Consider the following 17,933-nt stretch of genomic DNA (forward strand, 5'->3'; position numbering starts at 1 on the left):
AATGCCGGTTGCCTCATTTCCCGGCAGGCCAGTGGAGTTTCGCCCTCTCACCCCCTCTTATGCAGGAGATTCCTTGTTATGCGGGCGATTTCGCCCCGGCCGGACCGAAATAGGATTGAGCGGACAATGGAAATCCTGGTCAGCGCTCTCTCCACCGCCGGCATCACGCTCGCCGCAGTCTTCGTCGGCGCCACCGCGGTCGGCTTCGCCCTGATCTCCCGTCGCCGCCGCGCGCAGAGTCCGGATGCCGCCGTCGACAGGATTCAGCAGGAGGCGAGCATCCTCCTCGTCCGCGTCGACGACGCTGTGCAGGATGCCGAAGCCGAGCTGGGCTACGCGATCGCCCAATTCGGTGAGGACCGCACCCGGCAGTTCGCTGCCGCCCTCGACTCTGCCCGCGGCAAGCTGCGTGAGGCGTTCGCGCTGCAGCACCGGCTCGACGACGCCTACGCCGACACCGTGAGCCAACGGCGCGACTGGAGCTCCCGGATCCTGTCACTGTGCATCGCCGCGCAGCAGGAGCTCGAGCAGCACACCCACGAGTTCGACCGCAAGCGCGCGCTCGAGCAGGATGCGCCGCGCCGGCTCTCCGACATTCGGAGCAGCATCGACGCGACGGCTCGCCGCCATGCCGAAGCGGTCGTCGTGCTCGGCACCCTCCGGCGGGACTATGCGGCGAGCGCCATCGCATCCGTCACCGACAACCTGGACCGGGCGCTGACCGAGCTCGCCGCAGCGCGCTCGGCAGCCGACGCCGCGCAGTCGGCAGTGGATGAGAACGCCGGAACGGCCGCCGACTCGCTGCGCAGCGCCGAGGAGCACTCCGGGCGCGCCGACGAGCTGATCGACGCCGTCGGGACCCTGCGCACCGAGCTGGAGCGGGCCACCGCGGCCGTGACCCGTCTCACCGAGTCGACAGAGCAGAACCTCGCCGAGGCCCGTGGGCTGCGGGACGCACCGCCGGACCCCGACTCGAGCAGCGCCGTCGCGGCCGCGATCAGTGAGGTGGAGGCGGCGCTGTCCGCCTCCACAGGGCCGGCCGATCCGATGCGCCAACTGGAACGCCTCCGCCAGGCCAACGCGTCGCTGGATGCCAGCATGGCCGGGGCGCGCAACCAGCAGCGCCGCCTGGACGGTGCGCGCACCGCACTCGCCGGCGCGCTCGTGCAGGCGCACAGCCAGCTGTCGTCGACCCGCGACTTCATCGCAACCCGGCGCGGCGGGGTCGGCGCTGCCGCCCGCACCCGGCTGGCCGAGGCGGAGCGCAAGCTGATGCTCGCCGAAAACGAGGCCGACCCTGTGGCCGCGCTGGACCTCGCCCGCAACTCGCTCACGCACTCCAGAGATGCCGACGCGCTCGCGCGCTACGACCTGATGCACCGCGCCTGACCCGGCGCTGGGCGCTCTCTGGTAGTTCTCGCAAGTTTTCTCACTACAGCGCCCCGCCGGGCAACGATGGGAGGAAGCGAACACGAGGAGGCTTCCGATGCGCGCCCAGGACATCATCGCCGACTGGCCCTACGAATCCAGGGAAGCGGCACAAATTGTCATCGAGGAGCACGGCGAGCCGCACGAGAGCGCCCCGTCGATGCTGCTCTGGCACAACGTCGGCCTGACCAAGCGGTTGACCGCATGGCGCGACTTCGCCCAGCACGACTTCCCGGCACCGCACACCGACTCGGTGACGACGACGGTCGACTACGCGGTGCCGACCCCGTTCATTGCCGAGCTCGCCGAGTTCGACGGCAGCGTCACCGTCGCGCGCACCGCCGGTGAGGTCTCCGCGACCTGTCACGACGAGCAGGCCAACTTCCTCGCACTGAACCTGATGGTCGACATCGTGAGCGGTGAGAAGACCGCGGAGGAGGCGCGGGAATACTACGCCAAGGAGTTCCTCGACTACCGCCGCGGGCTGCCGACGCCGTACATGCAGAAACTGCGCTTCCGGGTCGAGGGCGAAGCAGCCGATCCGGATGAGCGCATCCTCAGCGACGAACAGCTCGAAGCCGCAGAACGGGAAGGAACCTGACGTGACCAAGAATCTCGACGAGAACCCGGTGAGCCGCTACCCGAGCGACGACTTCCCCCAGCAGGAGCAGGAGCAGCCCGGCCTCACCTCGAAGACCGAACCCCGTCCGGATCACGGTGAGGACACCTATGTCGGCAGCGGCAAGCTGCAGGGCAAGCGCGCGCTCATCACCGGCGGTGACTCCGGCATCGGGCGGGCGGTTGCCATCGCCTTCGCGCGGGAGGGAGCCGATGTGGCCATCTCCTACCTGCCCGAGGAGCAGGAGGATGCGGATGACACGGCCCAGTGGGTCCGCAAGGAGAACCGGCAGGCGCTGCTCCTGCCCGGCGAGGCCAGGGACGAGGCGTACTGCACGAGCCTGGTCGGGAAGACGGTGAGCCAATTCGGCGGCCTCGACATCGTCATCCTGAACGCCGCCTATCAGGAGAACCGGGACAGCCTGGAGGAGTTGCCGACCGAGGAGTTCCAGCGGGTGTTCGAGACGAACCTGTACTCGACGCTGTGGATTGCGCGCGCCGCGCTGCCTCACCTGAAGCCGGGCGCGTCGATCATCAGCACCTCATCCATCCAGGCCTTCAACCCCAGCCCGCAGCTCATCGACTACGCGATGACCAAGGCCGCCCTGGTCGCATTCACCAAGGCGCTCGCCCAGCAGGTCGGCGAGAGAGGCATCCGGGTCAACGCGGTCGCGCCCGGACCGATCTGGACGCCGCTCATTCCCGCCACCTCGTGGCCAGACAAGCTGCCGACATTCGGGCAGGACACCCCGCTCGGACGCGCCGGTCAACCGGCCGAGTTGGCGCCCGCTTACGTCTTCCTGGCGTCACAGGAGGCCTCCTACGTGTCCGGTGCGGTGCTTCCGGTGACCGGCGGCAAGGGCCTCTGAGTAGAAGCGGAAGGACCCCGAGCTGAAGAAGAAGGCCGAGGAGATCGGCCTCAGGGTCCTCGAGACTCAGCAAAACCGAAGCTGATTCAGGCCTTGTGCAACTCCTGACCCGGCTGGGAAACAGCTGGCAATTGGTGCGAGAAGCCTGTTAATCCGCCTTTCGATTCGACTCTTGGCACCCCGTGCGTAGTCTGAAAAGTGAGAACCCGAACAAAAAGCGGTCCGCTGGGGGGTAGCGGTTTGCTTTAGGAAGGCACTTACCCGTCTTGAGTTTCATCCCCCGATCCTCACTCCATGTCCATATGTCAAAGCTTGCCGTCGCCGCCGTTTCCGGTGGCCTGATCGTCACACTGGCTCTCCCCGCGTACGCACTGGATCCGGCGGAGGCGCCTCCGTCGACGATCGCGGCGGCAACCAAGCCGGTGCAGCGGTTGATCGGCCCGGCCGATGTGGCACCCCAGTCCGTCGTCCGCGCAAGCTACACCGCGACGCCGGCCCCCGAGCCGGAACCGGTTCCCGTTGCCGCGTCGGCACCATCCGGCTCCTCCGGTTCCGAGCGGTCGGGCTCCAGCTTCGCCGCGCCGGCACAGAACTACAGCGGCCAGGCCCTGGTCGACTTCGCGATGCAGTTCGTCGGCGTCGTCCCCTACGGCCCCGGCAACCATCCGAGCGACAGCTTCAGCTGTGACGGCCTGGTGCAGTACGTGTTCGGCGCGTTCGGCATCTCACTGCCGCGCACCGCGAACGCGCAAGCGGCGATGGGCGTACAGATCAGCGCCGCGCAGGCGCAGCCGGGCGACCTGGTCTGGTACCCGGGGCAGCACGACGGCATCTACGCCGGAGGCGGCATGATGGTCGACTCCCCGAAGCCGGGCATGATGGTGCAGTACCGCGCGGTGTGGGGCAGCCCGGTCTACGTGCGGATGGTCGGCTGACGCTCAGCCACGAGCATCCGGGGCGATGACCGCCCGGACGTCCTGAATGGTGCCGGCACGTGCGATCCGCTCGATCGCGCGGGCATCGTTGAAGCGGTTCGCGAGCTGCGCGACAGCGGCGAGATGGCTTTCCGCGGTGGTTGAGGCGAGGCCAACGACGACCGACACCGGGTCATGGTGCGGATGCCCGAACGCCACCGGTTCGGCCAGGGTCACCACCGACATCCCACCGGTCAGCACATCGTCGCTCGGTCGGGTGTGGGCGAGCGCGAGGCCCGGCGCGATGACGACGTACGGTCCGTGCTCGTCGATCATACGGATCATGTCACCGGCGTAGTCGGCGGTCGCGGCGCCGGATGCGGCGAGCGCGTCACCCGCGAGCTGGACTGCCTCGCGCCAATCGGCGGCGGTTCGTGAAAGCCAGATCGCGTCATCGGGAAGTGGCGGAAGTGGCATCGGGTTAGACCTGATCGAATCCGTCGCTGATGGCCGCCGCCAGTTCTTCCCGGTCCTCGAGCGGCAGGAAGGTCGCCGCCGCCGCGTTGAGCTGGAACACCTCGAGATCGCCGAGGTCGTATCCGAACGCGTCGCTGAGCATCGCGAGCTCCCTGCTGAGGCTCGTGTTGCTCATCAGCCGGTTGTCGGTGTTCACGGTGACGCGGAAGCCGAGCTGGTAGAGCAGGTCGAACGGGTGGTCCTCGAGCTCGTCGCCCCACGCCTCGATCGCGCCGGTCTGCAGGTTCGACGACGGGCTGAGCTCGAGCGCGATCTCCCGGTCGCGCACCCACTGGGCGAGGTCGCCGATGGTGACGTAGCGGCTGTCGCCGTCCTCACGCTCGACGCGGACGTCCTCAGCGAGGCGCACACCGTGGCCGAGCCGCAGAGCGCGGCCGTCGATGAGGGCGCTCGCGATGCTCTGCAGGCCGTCGGCCTCGCCCGCGTGCACGGTGGCGGGGAAGAACTCGCTGGCCAGGTAGTCGAAAGCGTCGCGCAGTCGGCTCGGCGGAAAACCCGCTTCAGGGCCGGCGATGTCGAAACCGACGACGCCGCGATCGCGGTGCCGCACCGCGAGCTGCGCGATCTCCAGCCCTCGGTCGGTGTGGCGCATGCTGCTGACGAGTTGGCCGATCCGGATGCGTCCGCCCGCGCTCGTGACGTCCTCGATGCCCGCTTCGATCCCGGCCTGCACTGCCTCGACGGTCTCGTCCAGGCTCAGGCCGCGGTTCAGGTGCTGCTCTGGAGCCCAGCGCACCTCGCCGTAGATGACCCCGTCAGCGTGCAGGTCCTGCACGAACTCGCGTGCGACCCGCTCCAGACCCTCCCGGGTCTGCATGACGCTGGTGGTGACGTCGAAGGTCTTCAGGTATTCGACTAGCGAACCCGAGTCCGACTGGTCGGCGAACCAGTCGCCCAGCTGCACGGCATCCGTCGCCGGCAGGTCGAGTCCGACCTCGTCGGCGAGTTCGATGATGGTCTGCGGGCGGAGGCCGCCGTCGAGGTGGTCGTGCAACGACACCTTCGGGAGGGCACTGATACTGGCGTCGCCGCCGGGGAGAAGGTAGTCCTGCTGCACCGAGTTCACGGCACCAAATCTACTGGGTTCCGGCGGACGGTACTCTGGGACGGTGCCACGAAAGGTCATTCTCGATTGCGATCCCGGCCACGACGACGCGATCGCCCTGCTTCTAGCCCACGGTAATCCGGAGATCGAACTGCTGGCGGTGACGACGGTTCACGGCAATCAGACGATCGAGAAGACGACCCGGAACGCTCTCGCGGTCGCCGAGATCGCCGGGATCACCGGCGTGCCGTTCGCGCGCGGTGCACACCGCCCGCTGGTGCGCGAGGTCGAGGTGGCCGAGTCGATTCACGGCGACTCCGGCATGGACGGCCCGGTGCTTCCGGAGCCGAGCCTCGAACTGGACGAGCGTCACGCGGTCGACCTCATCATCGACACGATCATGTCGCACGAGCCGGGTACCGTGACGCTCATCCCGACCGGAGCCCTCACCAACATCGCGCTGGCGGTGCGCAAGGAGCCGCGCATAGCGGAGCGCGTCGCCGAGGTGGTCCTGATGGGCGGCGGCTACCACGGCGGCAACTGGAGCGCGGCGGCGGAGTTCAACATCGTCATCGACCCCGAGGCCGCGCACATCGTGTTCAACGAGCCGTGGAAGCTGACCATGGTCGGGTTGGATCTCACCCATCAGGCGCTCGCGACCCCGGAAGTCGTGCAGGCGATCGCCGAGGTCGGCACCAAGCCCGCGCAGTTCGTGCTCGAGCTGCTGGAGTTCTTCAGCAAGACCTACCGGGAAGCGCAAGGTTTCGAGCATCCGCCCGTGCACGACCCGTGTGCGGTCGCGCTGGTGATCGACCCGAGCGTGATGTCGGTGGTGCGGGTGCCGCTGGACGTCGAACTGACCGGGTCGCTGACCTTGGGGATGACGGTCGCGGACTTCCGCGGACCGGCCCCGGATGACTGCACAACGCACGCGGCGACCGACCTCGACCGCGAGAAGTTCTGGGCGCTGATCGTGGACGCGCTGCGCCGCATCGGCTGACCGCCTGCGCCGTCGCCGAGCGCCGCCCAAATGTGCGAGCGCACGGGATATTGCGCGTGCACTCGCGCATTTCGCGTGCACTCGGCGATGGATCACGGATGCGCGGATCGAGCCTGTCGAGACCCGCTCGCGCGGGTGGTTCTTCACGCGCGGGTGTTCCTTTCACGCGCGGGTAAAATTTCACCCGCGCGTGGAGGTTCGACCCGCGCGAAGCGTTTGTCGGGCGTCTAGCGGGCTAGGTGGCGGGAGATCACCAGCCGCTGGATCTGGTTGGTGCCCTCGAAGATCTGCATCACCTTCGCCTCACGCATGTACCGCTCCGCCGGGAAGTCGCGCGTGTAGCCGGCACCACCGAGCACCTGCACGGCATCCGTCGCGACCTTCATCGCATTGTCGGTCGCCACCAGCTTCGCGATCGACGACTCCCGCGTCGACGGCTTGCCCCGATCCCGGATGCGCGCGGCGGCCAGGTAGGTCGCCCGCCCGGACTCCACTGCGGCGGCCATGTCGGCGAGCACGAACCCGAGCCCTTGGTGGTCGATGATGCGCTGCCCGAACGCCTCGCGCACCTTCGCGTACTCGACCGCGACATCCAGGGCCGCCTGGGCCAGCCCGGTCGCGACCGCAGCGATCCCCAGCCGCCCGGCGTCGAGCGCCGCAAGCGCTATCGACAGACCCTGCCCCTCCGCGCCGATTCGACGTTCCTCGGGAACGTAGACGTCGTCGAAGTTCATGGTCGCGGTGGTGAGGCCGGTCAGCCCCATCTTGTTCTCCGGCGACGCCGGGCTGAGGCCGTTGGTGTCGGCCGGCACCAGGAAGCAGGAGATCCCGCGGCCACCATCATCGGAGGTGCGCGCCATCACCGTGTAGAAGTCCGCGTGCCCACCGTGGCTGGTCCACGCCTTCGCGCCGTTGATGACATAGCCACCGTCTGACCGAACCGCTCGCGTGCGCATCGCCGCCGGGTCGGATCCGGCGTGCGGCTCCGACAGGCAGTACGCGCCGAGCAGCTCACCGGAGAGCATGTCCGGCAGCCACTGCTGCTTCTGCTGTTGCGTGCCGTAAGTGGCAAGCGGGAAACACGACAGCGCGTGCACGCTCGCTCCAACTCCCACACTGGCCCACGCCGCAGCGATCTCCTCGAACACCTGTAGGTAGGACTCAGCGCTCTGCCCGCCGCCGCCGAACTCCTCCGGGTACGGCAGGCTCAGCAGCCCGGCGCGGCCCAGGGTGAGGAACACGTCCCGCGGGAAACTCGCATCGCGCTCCGCCGCCGCGGCGCGCGGGGTCAGCTCCTTCTCGGCGATGTCGCGCACGAGCTCGATGAGGTCGTCGCCTTCTTCGGTGGGCATTACACGGGTTACGGGCACAGCTCTCCTCCGGATGCGTGCAGGCGACGCTGCCTGCGGCGTGGGTTTAGGCGGTGATGCGGTCGACGATGAGCGGGCCGCCGTCGTTCACCTGCGAGCCCTCGTCACCGATGCTGTAGGCACCCTCGAGCGCTTCGAGGGCCCGCTCGAACCGGGCCGGCTCGTCGGCGCTCAGGGTGAACAGCGGCTGGCCCTTCTTCACGGCATCGCCCGGCTTCGCGTGCAGGTCGATGCCGGCCGAGTGCTGCACCGGATCCTGCTTGCGCGCCCGGCCTGCGCCGAGCCGCCAGGCCGCGATGCCGAACGGCAGGGCATGCTGCTCGACGAGCACTCCGTCGCGGTCGGCGGTGACGACGTGCTGCTCTCGAGCGACCGGCAGTGGGGCATCCGGATCGCCGCCCTGCGCGCTGATCATGGCCCGCCAGGTGTCCATCGCGCGGCCGTCCTTGAGTGCGTCCTCGACGTCGGCCTCCATCTGGCCGGCCGACTCGAGCATCTCCCGCGCGAGCGCGACGGTCAGCTCGACGACATCCGCCGGCCCGCCGCCGGCGAGCACCTCGACCGACTCGCGCACCTCGTTGGCGTTGCCGATCGCAAGCCCGAGCGGCACGTTCATGTTGGTGAGCAGCGCGGTGGTGGTGACACCGGCATCCGTGCCCAGTGCGACCATGGTCTCGGCCAGCTGGCGGCTCTGCTCGATGTCCTTCAGGAACGCGCCGGAGCCGAACTTCACGTCCAGCACGAGCGCCGAGGTGCCCTCCGCGATCTTCTTGCTCATGATTGAGCTCGCGATCAGCGGGATCGCCTCAACCGTGCCGGTGATGTCGCGCAGCGAGTACAGCTTGCCGTCGGCCGGCGCGAGCCCGGAGCCGGCGGCGCAGATCACCGCGCCGATGCTCTCGAGCTGCTCGCGCAGCTCCTCGTTCGACAGCGAGGCGCGCCAACCGGGAATCGACTCGAGCTTGTCAAGCGTGCCGCCGGTATGACCGAGCCCGCGGCCGGAGAGCTGCGGCACCGCGACCCCGAAGCTCGCGACCAGCGGCGCGAGCGGCAACGTGATCTTGTCGCCGACCCCGCCGGTCGAGTGCTTGTCGGCGGTGGGCTTCGACAGCGTCGCGAAGTCCATCCGCTCGCCGCTTTCGATCATCGCGAGGGTCAGGTCCTTGATCTCGCGCCGCTCCATCCCGTTCAGGAAGATCGCCATCGCCATCGCAGCCATCTGCTCGTCGCCGACGTACCCGCGGGTGAACGCGTCGACGAGCCAGTTGATCTGCTCGGTGGACAGCGGATGCTTGTCCCGCTTGGCGCGGATGAGGTCGACGGTGTCGAACGGCTCGATTGTGCTCACGATTGGCTCCTAGCTGCGGTAATCCTCGAGGGTTCGCGGACCGAAGGCATCCGGGATCACCTCGTCGATGGTCTTGATGCCCGACACCGTCTCCAGCAGCATCCCGTCGGCGGAGTGCTCGAACAGCAGCTGCCGGCAGCGGCCGCAGGGCATGAGGGTGTTGCCGTGGCCATCCACGCACGTGAAGGCGACCAGCTTGCCGCCGCCGGTCATGTGCAGGCTGGAGACCAGGGCGCACTCTGCGCACAGCGTGAGCCCGTACGACGCGTTCTCGACGTTGCAGCCGGCGATCACCCGCCCGTCGTCGACGAGCGCTGCCACACCCACCGGGAAGTTCGAGTACGGCACGTAGGCCCGGCCCATCGCCTCGGTTGCTGCGGTGCGCAGCGAGTCCCAATCGATGTCGCTCATAGCTGAATTCCCTTCCGTGTTCAATGTAGCCGCCCTTGCACCAGCCCTGGCCGACCAGCGAGATAGCCCGCGACGAACTGCGGTACGAGCATGACGAGCAGCAGCATGAGGGATGCTGTCCACGCGCCGGTGACGTCGTTGAGCAGCCCGAGGAGCAGCGGCGCGGGGGCAGCGAGCAGGTAGCCCCAACTTTGGGCCATCCGGGACAGGCTCGTCGTGTGGTCGGCATCAGGTGCGCGCAGGACGAGCAGCGTCAACCCGAGACCGAGGCTCGCGCCCTGAGCGATCCCGAGCAGCGTCACCCACAGCACCGGAGCGGAGGGCACCGCCAGGAAGCCGCCGACTGCGACAAAGAAGAGCACGCCGAGCCCGATCGCGAACCCTGCTTGGCTGCGCATCCGGTCAAGCAGCATGGGCACGACCAGGGCAGGGACGATGCTGACGACGTTGATCAGGGCGAGCATCCCGCCAGCGAACACCGTGTCCGCGCCGCGCGCGATGAGGATGGTGGGCAGCCACGCTGTTGTGGCGTAGAAATTGAACGACTGCAGGCCGAAGAAGGCGGTCACGTACCAGGCGACCCGGTCGCGGTGCAGGGCGACGGCGACGCCTCCGGATGCCGCGGTGCGGCCGGCCGAACGCATCATCGGCAGCCACGCCGCGAGCGCGATGACCGCGAAGATGCCCCACGCGCCGAGCGCGACGTTCCAATCCAGCCCGCCGGCACGGGCGACCGGCACGGTGATGCCGGCCGCGAGGGTCGCTCCCCCGGCCAGCGACATCGAGAACAGCCCGGACATCAGTCCGACGCGGTGCGGGAAGTCACGCTTGATGAGGCCGGGCAGAAGGATGTTGCCGAAGGCAATGCCGGTGCCGACAAGCACGGTGCCGCCGAACAGTCCGAACAGCGAGGGCACGAGCCGCAGCGCGCACCCGGCGATGATCAGCACGAGCACCAGCCCAAGCGCTCGCTCCAGACCGACGTGCCTGGCAAGTACAGGGGCCAGCGGCCCGAGCGCGGCGAAGCACAGCACCGGCAACGTCACGAGCAGGCCGGCGCTGAATGCGGTGAGCTGGACCGCATCCGAGATCTCGTCGAGCAGCGGGGAGACGGCGACGATCGCCGGCCGCAGGTTGAGTGCCAGCAGCACGACGGCGATCGCCGCCCACAGCCCCCTCGACGGCGCGCGTGTCGAGGAAGCCGGGGCGGCGGTAGTCACGCCTTTATGTATGGTTTGCCGTCGGCCGCAGGCGCTCGCGACTGACCGACGAATCCGGCAACAGCGAAGATCGTCACGATGTACGGAAGCATCAGCAGGAACTCGCTGGGCAGCGGCGACCCGATGATGCCGAGCACGCTCTGCAGGTTGGTCGCGAACCCGAACAGCAGGCCCGCGAGCATGGCGCGGATCGGATCCCACCGGCCGAAGATGACCGCGGCGAGGGCGATGAAGCCGGCTCCGGCTGTCATCTCCTTGGTGAACGAACCGACTGAGCCGAGCGTGAAGTACGCACCGCCGAAGCCGGCGATCGCGCCACCGATCGAGACGTTGATGAACCGCGTCATGTTGACCTTGATGCCGACGGTGTCGGCGGCGGTCGGGTGCTCGCCCACCGAGCGCGTGCGCAGGCCCCAGCGGGTGCGGAACAGCGCGTAGGCGACCACGGCAACCGTGATGTACATGACGTAGACGATGATCGTCTGGTTGAACAGCACCGGGCCGATGATCGGTATCGAGACCAGCCCCGGGATCGGGATCCGCTCGAAGCGCGGTGGCGAGTTCAGCAGAGCGGCGTTCTCCTGCAGCACCTGCGAGTACAGGAACCCGGTGAGACCGGTGACCAGCACGTTCAGCACGACACCGACGATGATCTGGTCGACGACGTACTTGATCGCGAATGCGGCGAGGACGAACGACACGAGCACGCCAGCGATCATCGCGGCGACCAGGCCGAGCAGCGGCTGGCGGGTGATGGATGCGACCATCGCCGAGGTGAACGCGCCGGCGAGCAGCTGGCCCTCGATGGCGATGTTGATGACACCGCTTCGCTCGGAGATGACGCCGGACATGGCGCCGAAGATCAGCGGGACACTCAGGCTGACCGCGCCGATGAGCAGACCGGGCACCGGCAGCAGCGAGCCGGCGGAGGTCCAGGTCAGGAATCCGACCATGAACAGCACACCGAACACGATGGTCAGCCAGAGCGGGGTCTTCCTGCCCTGGTTGACGATCCACGCCGACAGCGCGGTGAGCGCCAGCAGCAGGATGCCGATGATCCAGCCGGTCGCGCGGGTCGGCAGCGAGATATCCGGAATCTGGATGAGGTCGTAGCTCGTGGAGAGCCGGAAGGTGCTGAACCCCTCGCGACCGAACACGCCGAACGCGAGCAGGGCAACAAGCGCGAAGATGCCGAAGAAGATCGGCGCCTTCCAGCTCTTGACGACCGTCCGCTCGAGGGTGATCGGTGCCGATGACGGCGTTGTCGTCTGGACGCTCACTTGGTCACCACCGCTTTCTTGCCCTGGATGTTCTTGGGTCTCCGCGTGGTCGGATCCGGTTTGGGCAGGCGGAAGATCGCCCGCACCAGCGGCGGCGCCGCGATGAACAGCACGATCATCGACTGCACGACCAGCACGATGTCGATCGGGATGCCCTGGGATGCCTGCATGGTGAAGCCGCCAGCCTTGAACGCGCCGAACAGCAGTCCGGCGGCGAAGACGCCCCACGGGCGCGAACGGCCGAGCAGCGCGACGGTGATCGCATCGAAGCCGATGCCGGCGTCGATGCCCGCGCTGAATCCGGTGGTCACCGGACCGAGCACTTGGAACACACCTGCCATGCCGACAAGCGCGCCGGCGATGAGCATCACGTAGATCGCCATCCGGTCGACGTTGATGCCCGCGACACGCGCAGCACTCGGGTTCAGGCCGACAGCGCGGAACTTGAAGCCGAGGCTGGACCGGTTGAGCAGCCACCAGACGAAGATCGTCGCGACGATGACGAGGAGGAATCCGAGGTGCAGGCTGTAGCGGTCACCGAACAGCTTGGGCAGCACGGCGGTCTCTTTCATACCCGGGGTCTTCGGGTTGTTCGATCCCGGCGCCTGCAGCCACCCTGGGGTGCTCAGCATCCAGTAGAGGAAGTAGAACGCGACGTAGTTGAGCATGATCGTCGTGATCACCTCGTTGGCGCCGGTCTTCGCCTTCAGGAATCCGGCGATGCCCGCCCATACCGCACCGGCAGCCATGCCGGCCAGGAGAGCGATGACCAAGTGGATGCCGAACGGCATGTCGAGCGCGAAGGCAACCCAGCCGGCTGCGGCGGCGGCCATCAGCATCTGACCGCGGCCGCCGATGTTGAACAGGCCGGCGCGGAAGCCGACCGCCACACCCAGACCCGCCGCAATGAGCGGTGTCGCCTGGGTGAGGGTCTCGAGCAGGGCCCGGATGCCGTTGTCGAAGCCCTCCCGCCTGAAGTTGTAGATGGAACCGTTGAACAGCGCGGTGTAGGCACCCGCGACGGCGTCCCAAATGGCGCTGAAGGTGTCAACGGGCCGGGAGAAGAAGTAGCCGGATGCCTCTTGCACGCGCGGGTCGGTCAGCGCGATCAGGATTCCGCCGACGACGAGCGCCATGAGCACGGACAGCACCGAGAGCACGGCGCTGCCGCTCATGATCTCGCGAAGCGCGACACTGAACCGCGACTCCTCGCGTTCCTCCTGCATCACCTCGGTGCCGGGCTGGCCGGGTTCCGGCGCCTGCTCGGGCTGGACCTCGGTCGACTTCTCGCCGCTCACGCTGCCACTCCCGTTCCCGCGGGTGCCTCGCCGGCCATCATGAGCCCGAGAACATCCCTCGGCGTGTCCGCTGGGACGATGCCCACGATCCCTCCTCGGTACATGACGATGATGCGGTCGGCGAGTCCGACCACTTCGTCGAGTTCGGTGGAGACGACGAGCACCGGCACTCCGGCATCCCGCGTCTCGACGATCCTGGTGTGCACGAACTCGACAGATCCGACGTCGAGTCCGCGCGTTGGCTGCGCCGCGACGAGCAGGCGCAGCTCGCGGCTCATCTCGCGGGCGAGCACGACCTTCTGCTGGTTTCCTCCGGACAGGTTGCCGGCGTTGGTGCCGATGCCCTGCGCGCGGATGTCGAATTCCCCGACCTTCTGCTCGGCGAATTCGGCGAGCGCCTCAAGCTGCAGGCTGCCCCTCTTCACGAACGGCTCGCCGCCCGCGCGGTCGAGCATGAGGTTCTCGGCGATGGTGAAGCCCGAGACGAGCCCATCCTCGCCGCGGTCCTCGGGAATGTACCCGACGCCAGCGTCGAGGATCTCGCGCACCGAATTGTGCCGGAGCGATCGACCGTCGAGGCGGATGTCGCCGGTCACGTGGTGCTGCAGACCCATGATGGCCTCGACGAGTTCGGTCTGGCCGTTGCCCTGCACTCCGGCGACGACGACGATCTCGCCTGCCTTGATGTCGAAGCTGATGTGGTTGACCACGAGCTGGCCGATCGGGTCGATTACCGACAGGTCGTCGACGATGAAAGCTGACTCGCCTGGCTGTGCCGGCCCCTTGTCGACCGTGAGCTCGACGGCACGGCCGACCATGAGAGAGGCGAGCTCGGCGTTGGTTGCGGTCGGGCTCGCCTCACCGACGACCTTGCCGAGACGGATGACGGTGATGCGGTCGGCGACTTCGCGCACCTCGCGCAGTTTGTGGGTGATGAAGACGATGGAGGTACCGGCCTCCTTGAGCTGGCGCATGATGCCCATGAGCTCGTCGGTCTCCTGAGGAGTCAGCACCGCGGTCGGCTCGTCGAATACGAGCACCTTCGCGTCGCGGGACAGGGCCTTGATGATCTCGACGCGCTGCTGGACGCCGACGGGGAGGTCACCGACGAGCGCGTCCGGGTCGACATCGAAACCGAAGCGGTCGGAGATCTCCTTGACCTTGGCGCGCGCCGCGTTGAAGTCGAGCCGCCCGGCGACGCCTGCGGGCTCGTGGCCGAGCATGACGTTCTCCGCGACGGTGAAGACGGGGATGAGCATGAAGTGCTGGTGGACCATGCCGATGCCGGCGGCCATCGCATCACCGGGGCCGGCGAAGTGCTGCACCTCGTCGTCGAGGAGAATCTCGCCCTCGTCGGCGTGGTAGAGGCCGTACAAGACGTTCATGAGCGTCGACTTGCCTGCACCGTTCTCGCCGAGGAGGCAGTGGATCTCGCCTTCCTTGACGGTCAGGTCGATGTGGTCGTTCGCTACCAGAGTGCCGAATCGCTTGGTGATGCCGCGAAGTTCGAGCTTCATTGCCGGATGTTCCTTTTTTGTAAGTGCGGGGGATCGCGCCGCGACGCCATTGACGCGGATCGGAATGCGATCGGGCAAGATTACAACGGAATCGGGGAGACCAGCGGTGCTGGCCTCCCCGAGCCGTTTGTCGCTATTTGCTACTTAGCTGGGCGACGAAGGCGACGTGACCTTGATCTCGCCGCTGATGATGCCTTCCTTGATGTCATCCAGCTCGCCCTGCAAGGCCGCGTCGACCTTCGACTCGAACTCGTGGAACGGAGCAATCCCGACACCACCGTTCTCGAGGGTTCCGACGAACGGGGAGTTGTCGAAGTTGCCCTCGGAGGTGCTGACCACGACGTCCTTCACACCGACCGCCATGCCCTTCATGATCGAGGTCAGGAGCAGGTCCTGGATCGACGGGTCGGTCTCGAACACGTCGGCGTCGACGCCGATGAGGGCGATCTCGGTGCCGGCGTCACGGATGGCCTCTGCTGCGCTCTGGTAGATCGGGCCACCGACCGGCAGGAGCACGTCTGCGCCCTGGTCGATCAGGTTCTGCGCGGTGCTCTTGGCGGTGTCGTTGGCGTCGAAGCCACCGGTGAACGCGCCATCCTGAGCGGCAACATCCCAGCCGAGAGCCTTGACGGATGCGCCCTTCGCCTCGTTGTAGTACTCGACGCCCTGCACGAAGCCGTCCATGAAGATGGTCACCGGCGGGATCGGGATGCCACCGAAGGTACCGACAATGCCGGACTTCGAGTAGCTGGCTGCCGCGTAGCCGGCGAGGAACGCCGCCTGAGCGGTGTCGAACACGATCGGCTTGACGTTGGGCAGGTCGATCGACGAGTCGTCGATGATCGCGAAGTTGACGTCGGGGTTCGCCTCGGCAGCGGTCTTGGTGGCGTCGGCGAGAAGGAAGCCGACGGTCACGATGATGCCGCAGCCCTCGTCGACCAGGTTGGTGATGTTCTGCGGGTAGTCGGTCTCCGCCTGCGACTCGACCGCGTTGGTTTCGCCGCCGATCGCGTCGGCGCCTTCGTCGAGGCCCTGCTTGCCGAGCTGGTTGAACGACTTGTCGTCGAACCCGCCGGTGTCAGAAACCATGCAGGAGAGGAAGTCGGAGTTCGCGTTGTTGGTGGGTGCTGTGGTGTCTTCAGGTGCTGATGCGCAGCCGGCGAGCAGCAGGGCGCTGCTGGCGACGACCGCAAGTCCGCTGAGAGCGGTCCTACGAGAGCTGGTTCTCAAGGTGTCCTCCAAGGTGCTGCCCCGGCGTCCGTTGCCGCGGCCATTGGAGTACAGAGTACCCAATATGACGGTTCCCCCTGTTAGGCATTCGGGGCGATGAAACGCAAAGGTTACCAACCTGCAATAGCCCCTGGCGGGGGCGCTGGTCAGAGGATGTCGCTGCGGCCCGACAACTTGAGCGCGTCGACCACCGACTTGACCCGCTGCGCGTTCGCGCTCGTGGTCACCAGGAGCGCATCCGGGGTGTCGACGACGACGATGTCCTTGACCCCGACAAGCGAGATCAGCCGGCCCGTCTGGCTCACCACCACGCCGCTCGACGCGTCGGCCAGCACGCGGGCTCCCTCGCCGAGGATGGCGAGATCGGATGCGCGTCCGCGCGCGTGCAGTTTGCCGATCGCGGCGAAGTCGCCGACGTCGTTCCAATCGAAGTCGCCGGGTACGACGGCCATCCGACCCTCGGCCGCCGTCGGCTCCGCGACCGTGTAGTCGATGGCGATCTTGGGCAGTCTCGGCCAGACTGCGTCGACGACGGCGCCGCGACGCGGAGTATCCCACGCCTCGGCGAGCTCCTCGAGGCCGGCGAGCAGGTCCGGTTGCGATTTGCCCAGCTGCTCGAGCAGAAGGTCGGCGCGGGAGATGAACATGCCCGCGTTCCACAGGTAATTGCCGTCGGCGACGTACTTCTTGGCGACCGATAGCTCGGGCTTCTCCTTGAAGGTGTCAGCCTTCGTCGCGCTCGGAGCGCCGTCGATCCCGAGGGTGCCGTCGCAGCGGATGTAGCCGAAGCCGATCGCCGGCTCGGTCGGGGTGATGCCGATCGTCGCGATATAGCCGGCATCCGCCGCGGCGACCGCCTCTCCGACCGCGCGACGGAAGCCACGGACATCCGTGATCACGTGGTCGGCGGCGAACGAGCCGATGATCACCTCAGGCTCGCGGCGCCGCAGGATCGCAGCGGCAAGCCCGATCGCTGCCGATGATTCCTTCGGCTCGCTCTCGAGGACCACGTTGTGGTCTTCGAGTTCTGGCAGCTGCTCCTCGACGGCGGCGCGATGCGCTCGACCGGTCACCACCATGATCCGGTGCGCCCCGGACAGCGGGGTCAGCCGGTCCCAGGTCGCGCGCAGCAGCGTGCTCCCGGAACCGGTGAGGTCGTGCAGGAACTTCGGCGCATCCGCGCGCGACAGCGGCCACAGGCGGGAGCCGATTCCGCCAGCCGGGATGACACTGTAGAAGCGGTCCAGGGGGTCTCTCTGTTGCGCCATGCCCCCAACTGTAGACCGCCGGGTCCACCCGACGGCCGCGCAAGGACGTGGAACGGCACCGCGAAAACGCGGAATAGGATGGATGACGTCCGCGCCTCAGGCCGGGCTGCCCCGGCACGGGGCTCGAGATCCGCAGGAGGGTTGGTCGTGCCAGAGAAAACAGCGGGAAACAGGGCATCAACGCTCGAACCGCAAACCAAGCTGAAAGCGCCGGCCGGCACCCTGTACCGGGGTCGTGAGGGTATGTGGTCGTGGGTGGTGCACCGGATCACCGGCGTCGCCATCTTCTTCTTCCTCCTCGTGCACATCCTGGACACCGCGCTGGTCAGGGTGAGCCCGGAGGCCTACAACGCGGTCATCGGCACCTACAAGAACCCGATCATGGGGATCGGCGAGGTCGCCCTGGTCGCCGCGATCGGCCTGCACGCGCTCAACGGCCTGCGCATCATCCTGATCGACTTCTGGTCGTGGGGAACCAAGCACCAGCGCGTGCTGTTCTGGGCCGTCGTCATCCTCTGGCTGATCCTGATGATCGGCTTCACCCCCCGCCACCTCATGAACGTGTTTGGGGAGTGAGCGC

The 17,933-nt window shown here is 67.5% G+C and carries 17 protein-coding genes; 6 read left to right on the forward strand and 11 right to left on the reverse strand.

Features of this window, described 5'->3' with window-relative positions:
* Nucleotides 1-126 precede the first annotated feature (126 nt).
* The 4 genes from IRG63_RS02045 (at nt 127) to IRG63_RS02060 (ending at nt 3,850) form a co-directional block, all read left to right on the forward strand.
* Nucleotides 127-1,389 (forward strand): hypothetical protein, encoded by a 1,263-nt coding sequence (locus tag IRG63_RS02045; RefSeq protein WP_193509062.1) that lies wholly within the window; start codon nt 127-129, stop codon nt 1,387-1,389.
* Between the two features lie 97 nt (nt 1,390-1,486).
* A complete protein-coding gene (locus IRG63_RS02050; RefSeq protein WP_168625574.1) occupies nt 1,487-2,029 on the forward strand; it encodes a hypothetical protein in 543 nt (180 codons plus the stop codon).
* Nucleotide 2,030: 1 nt separating this feature from the next.
* On the forward strand, nt 2,031-2,915 hold the full coding sequence (locus tag IRG63_RS02055) for an SDR family oxidoreductase (RefSeq protein ID WP_370566154.1): 885 nt from the start codon (nt 2,031-2,033) through the stop codon (nt 2,913-2,915).
* Nucleotides 2,916-3,217: 302 nt separating this feature from the next.
* Nucleotides 3,218-3,850 (forward strand): C40 family peptidase, encoded by a 633-nt coding sequence (locus tag IRG63_RS02060; RefSeq protein WP_168625576.1) that lies wholly within the window; start codon nt 3,218-3,220, stop codon nt 3,848-3,850.
* 3 nt (nt 3,851-3,853) lie between these two features.
* Here the strand turns inward: IRG63_RS02060 and IRG63_RS02065 are convergent, their stop codons facing one another.
* Nucleotides 3,854-4,306 carry a PTS sugar transporter subunit IIA gene (locus tag IRG63_RS02065; RefSeq protein ID WP_168625577.1) on the reverse strand — a complete coding sequence of 151 codons (453 nt, stop codon included), beginning with the start codon at nt 4,304-4,306 and terminating at the stop codon, nt 3,854-3,856.
* A 4-nt stretch (nt 4,307-4,310) separates the two neighbouring features.
* On the reverse strand, nt 4,311-5,423 hold the full coding sequence (locus IRG63_RS02070) for an adenosine deaminase (RefSeq protein WP_370566190.1): 1,113 nt from the start codon (nt 5,421-5,423) through the stop codon (nt 4,311-4,313).
* A 52-nt stretch (nt 5,424-5,475) separates the two neighbouring features.
* Here IRG63_RS02070 and IRG63_RS02075 point away from each other — a divergent pair, with 52 nt between their 5' ends.
* Complete coding sequence (locus IRG63_RS02075) at nt 5,476-6,411, forward strand: nucleoside hydrolase (protein ID WP_193509065.1); 936 nt, start codon at nt 5,476-5,478, stop codon at nt 6,409-6,411.
* 227 nt (nt 6,412-6,638) lie between these two features.
* Here IRG63_RS02075 and IRG63_RS02080 read toward each other — a convergent pair whose 3' ends face one another.
* The 9 genes from IRG63_RS02080 to IRG63_RS02120 all read right to left on the reverse strand — a co-directional run bounded on the left by IRG63_RS02080 (nt 6,639) and on the right by IRG63_RS02120 (nt 17,353).
* Nucleotides 6,639-7,781, reverse strand: coding sequence for an acyl-CoA dehydrogenase family protein (locus tag IRG63_RS02080; RefSeq protein ID WP_193509066.1), 1,143 nt, complete (start codon nt 7,779-7,781; stop codon nt 6,639-6,641).
* A gap of 46 nt (nt 7,782-7,827) precedes the next feature.
* Nucleotides 7,828-9,129: a thymidine phosphorylase gene (locus tag IRG63_RS02085; protein ID WP_193509067.1), complete on the reverse strand. Its 1,302-nt coding sequence runs from the start codon at nt 9,127-9,129 to the stop codon at nt 7,828-7,830.
* A gap of 9 nt (nt 9,130-9,138) precedes the next feature.
* Nucleotides 9,139-9,540, reverse strand: a complete 402-nt coding sequence (locus tag IRG63_RS02090) for a cytidine deaminase (RefSeq protein ID WP_168625582.1) — start codon at nt 9,538-9,540, stop codon at nt 9,139-9,141.
* 20 nt (nt 9,541-9,560) lie between these two features.
* The gene (locus IRG63_RS02095; RefSeq protein WP_193509068.1) at nt 9,561-10,760 is read right to left on the reverse strand and encodes an MFS transporter; all 1,200 of its coding nucleotides are present in this window, start codon (nt 10,758-10,760) and stop codon (nt 9,561-9,563) included.
* Nucleotides 10,757-12,040: an ABC transporter permease gene (locus IRG63_RS02100; protein WP_193509069.1), complete on the reverse strand. Its 1,284-nt coding sequence runs from the start codon at nt 12,038-12,040 to the stop codon at nt 10,757-10,759. Before IRG63_RS02100 ends, IRG63_RS02095 begins: the two co-directional genes overlap by 4 nt.
* Nucleotides 12,037-13,266, reverse strand: coding sequence for an ABC transporter permease (locus IRG63_RS02105; RefSeq protein WP_168626815.1), 1,230 nt, complete (start codon nt 13,264-13,266; stop codon nt 12,037-12,039). Before IRG63_RS02105 ends, IRG63_RS02100 begins: the two co-directional genes overlap by 4 nt.
* A gap of 68 nt (nt 13,267-13,334) precedes the next feature.
* The gene (locus IRG63_RS02110) at nt 13,335-14,855 is read right to left on the reverse strand and encodes an ABC transporter ATP-binding protein (RefSeq protein ID WP_168625585.1); all 1,521 of its coding nucleotides are present in this window, start codon (nt 14,853-14,855) and stop codon (nt 13,335-13,337) included.
* A 144-nt stretch (nt 14,856-14,999) separates the two neighbouring features.
* The gene (locus IRG63_RS02115) at nt 15,000-16,085 is read right to left on the reverse strand and encodes a BMP family protein (protein ID WP_168625586.1); all 1,086 of its coding nucleotides are present in this window, start codon (nt 16,083-16,085) and stop codon (nt 15,000-15,002) included.
* A gap of 146 nt (nt 16,086-16,231) precedes the next feature.
* A complete protein-coding gene (locus IRG63_RS02120; RefSeq protein ID WP_168625587.1) occupies nt 16,232-17,353 on the reverse strand; it encodes a mannose-1-phosphate guanylyltransferase in 1,122 nt (373 codons plus the stop codon).
* Nucleotides 17,354-17,500: 147 nt separating this feature from the next.
* Here IRG63_RS02120 and sdhC point away from each other — a divergent pair, with 147 nt between their 5' ends.
* Entirely contained in the window at nt 17,501-17,929 is a 429-nt protein-coding gene (gene sdhC, locus IRG63_RS02125) for a succinate dehydrogenase, cytochrome b556 subunit (RefSeq protein ID WP_370566155.1), read from the forward strand.
* Nucleotides 17,930-17,933 lie beyond the last annotated feature (4 nt).

Origin of the sequence: Cryobacterium sp. BB736, from assembly GCF_014980265.1 — a bacterium.
In the GTDB taxonomy this organism is placed as follows: domain Bacteria; phylum Actinomycetota; class Actinomycetes; order Actinomycetales; family Microbacteriaceae; genus Terrimesophilobacter.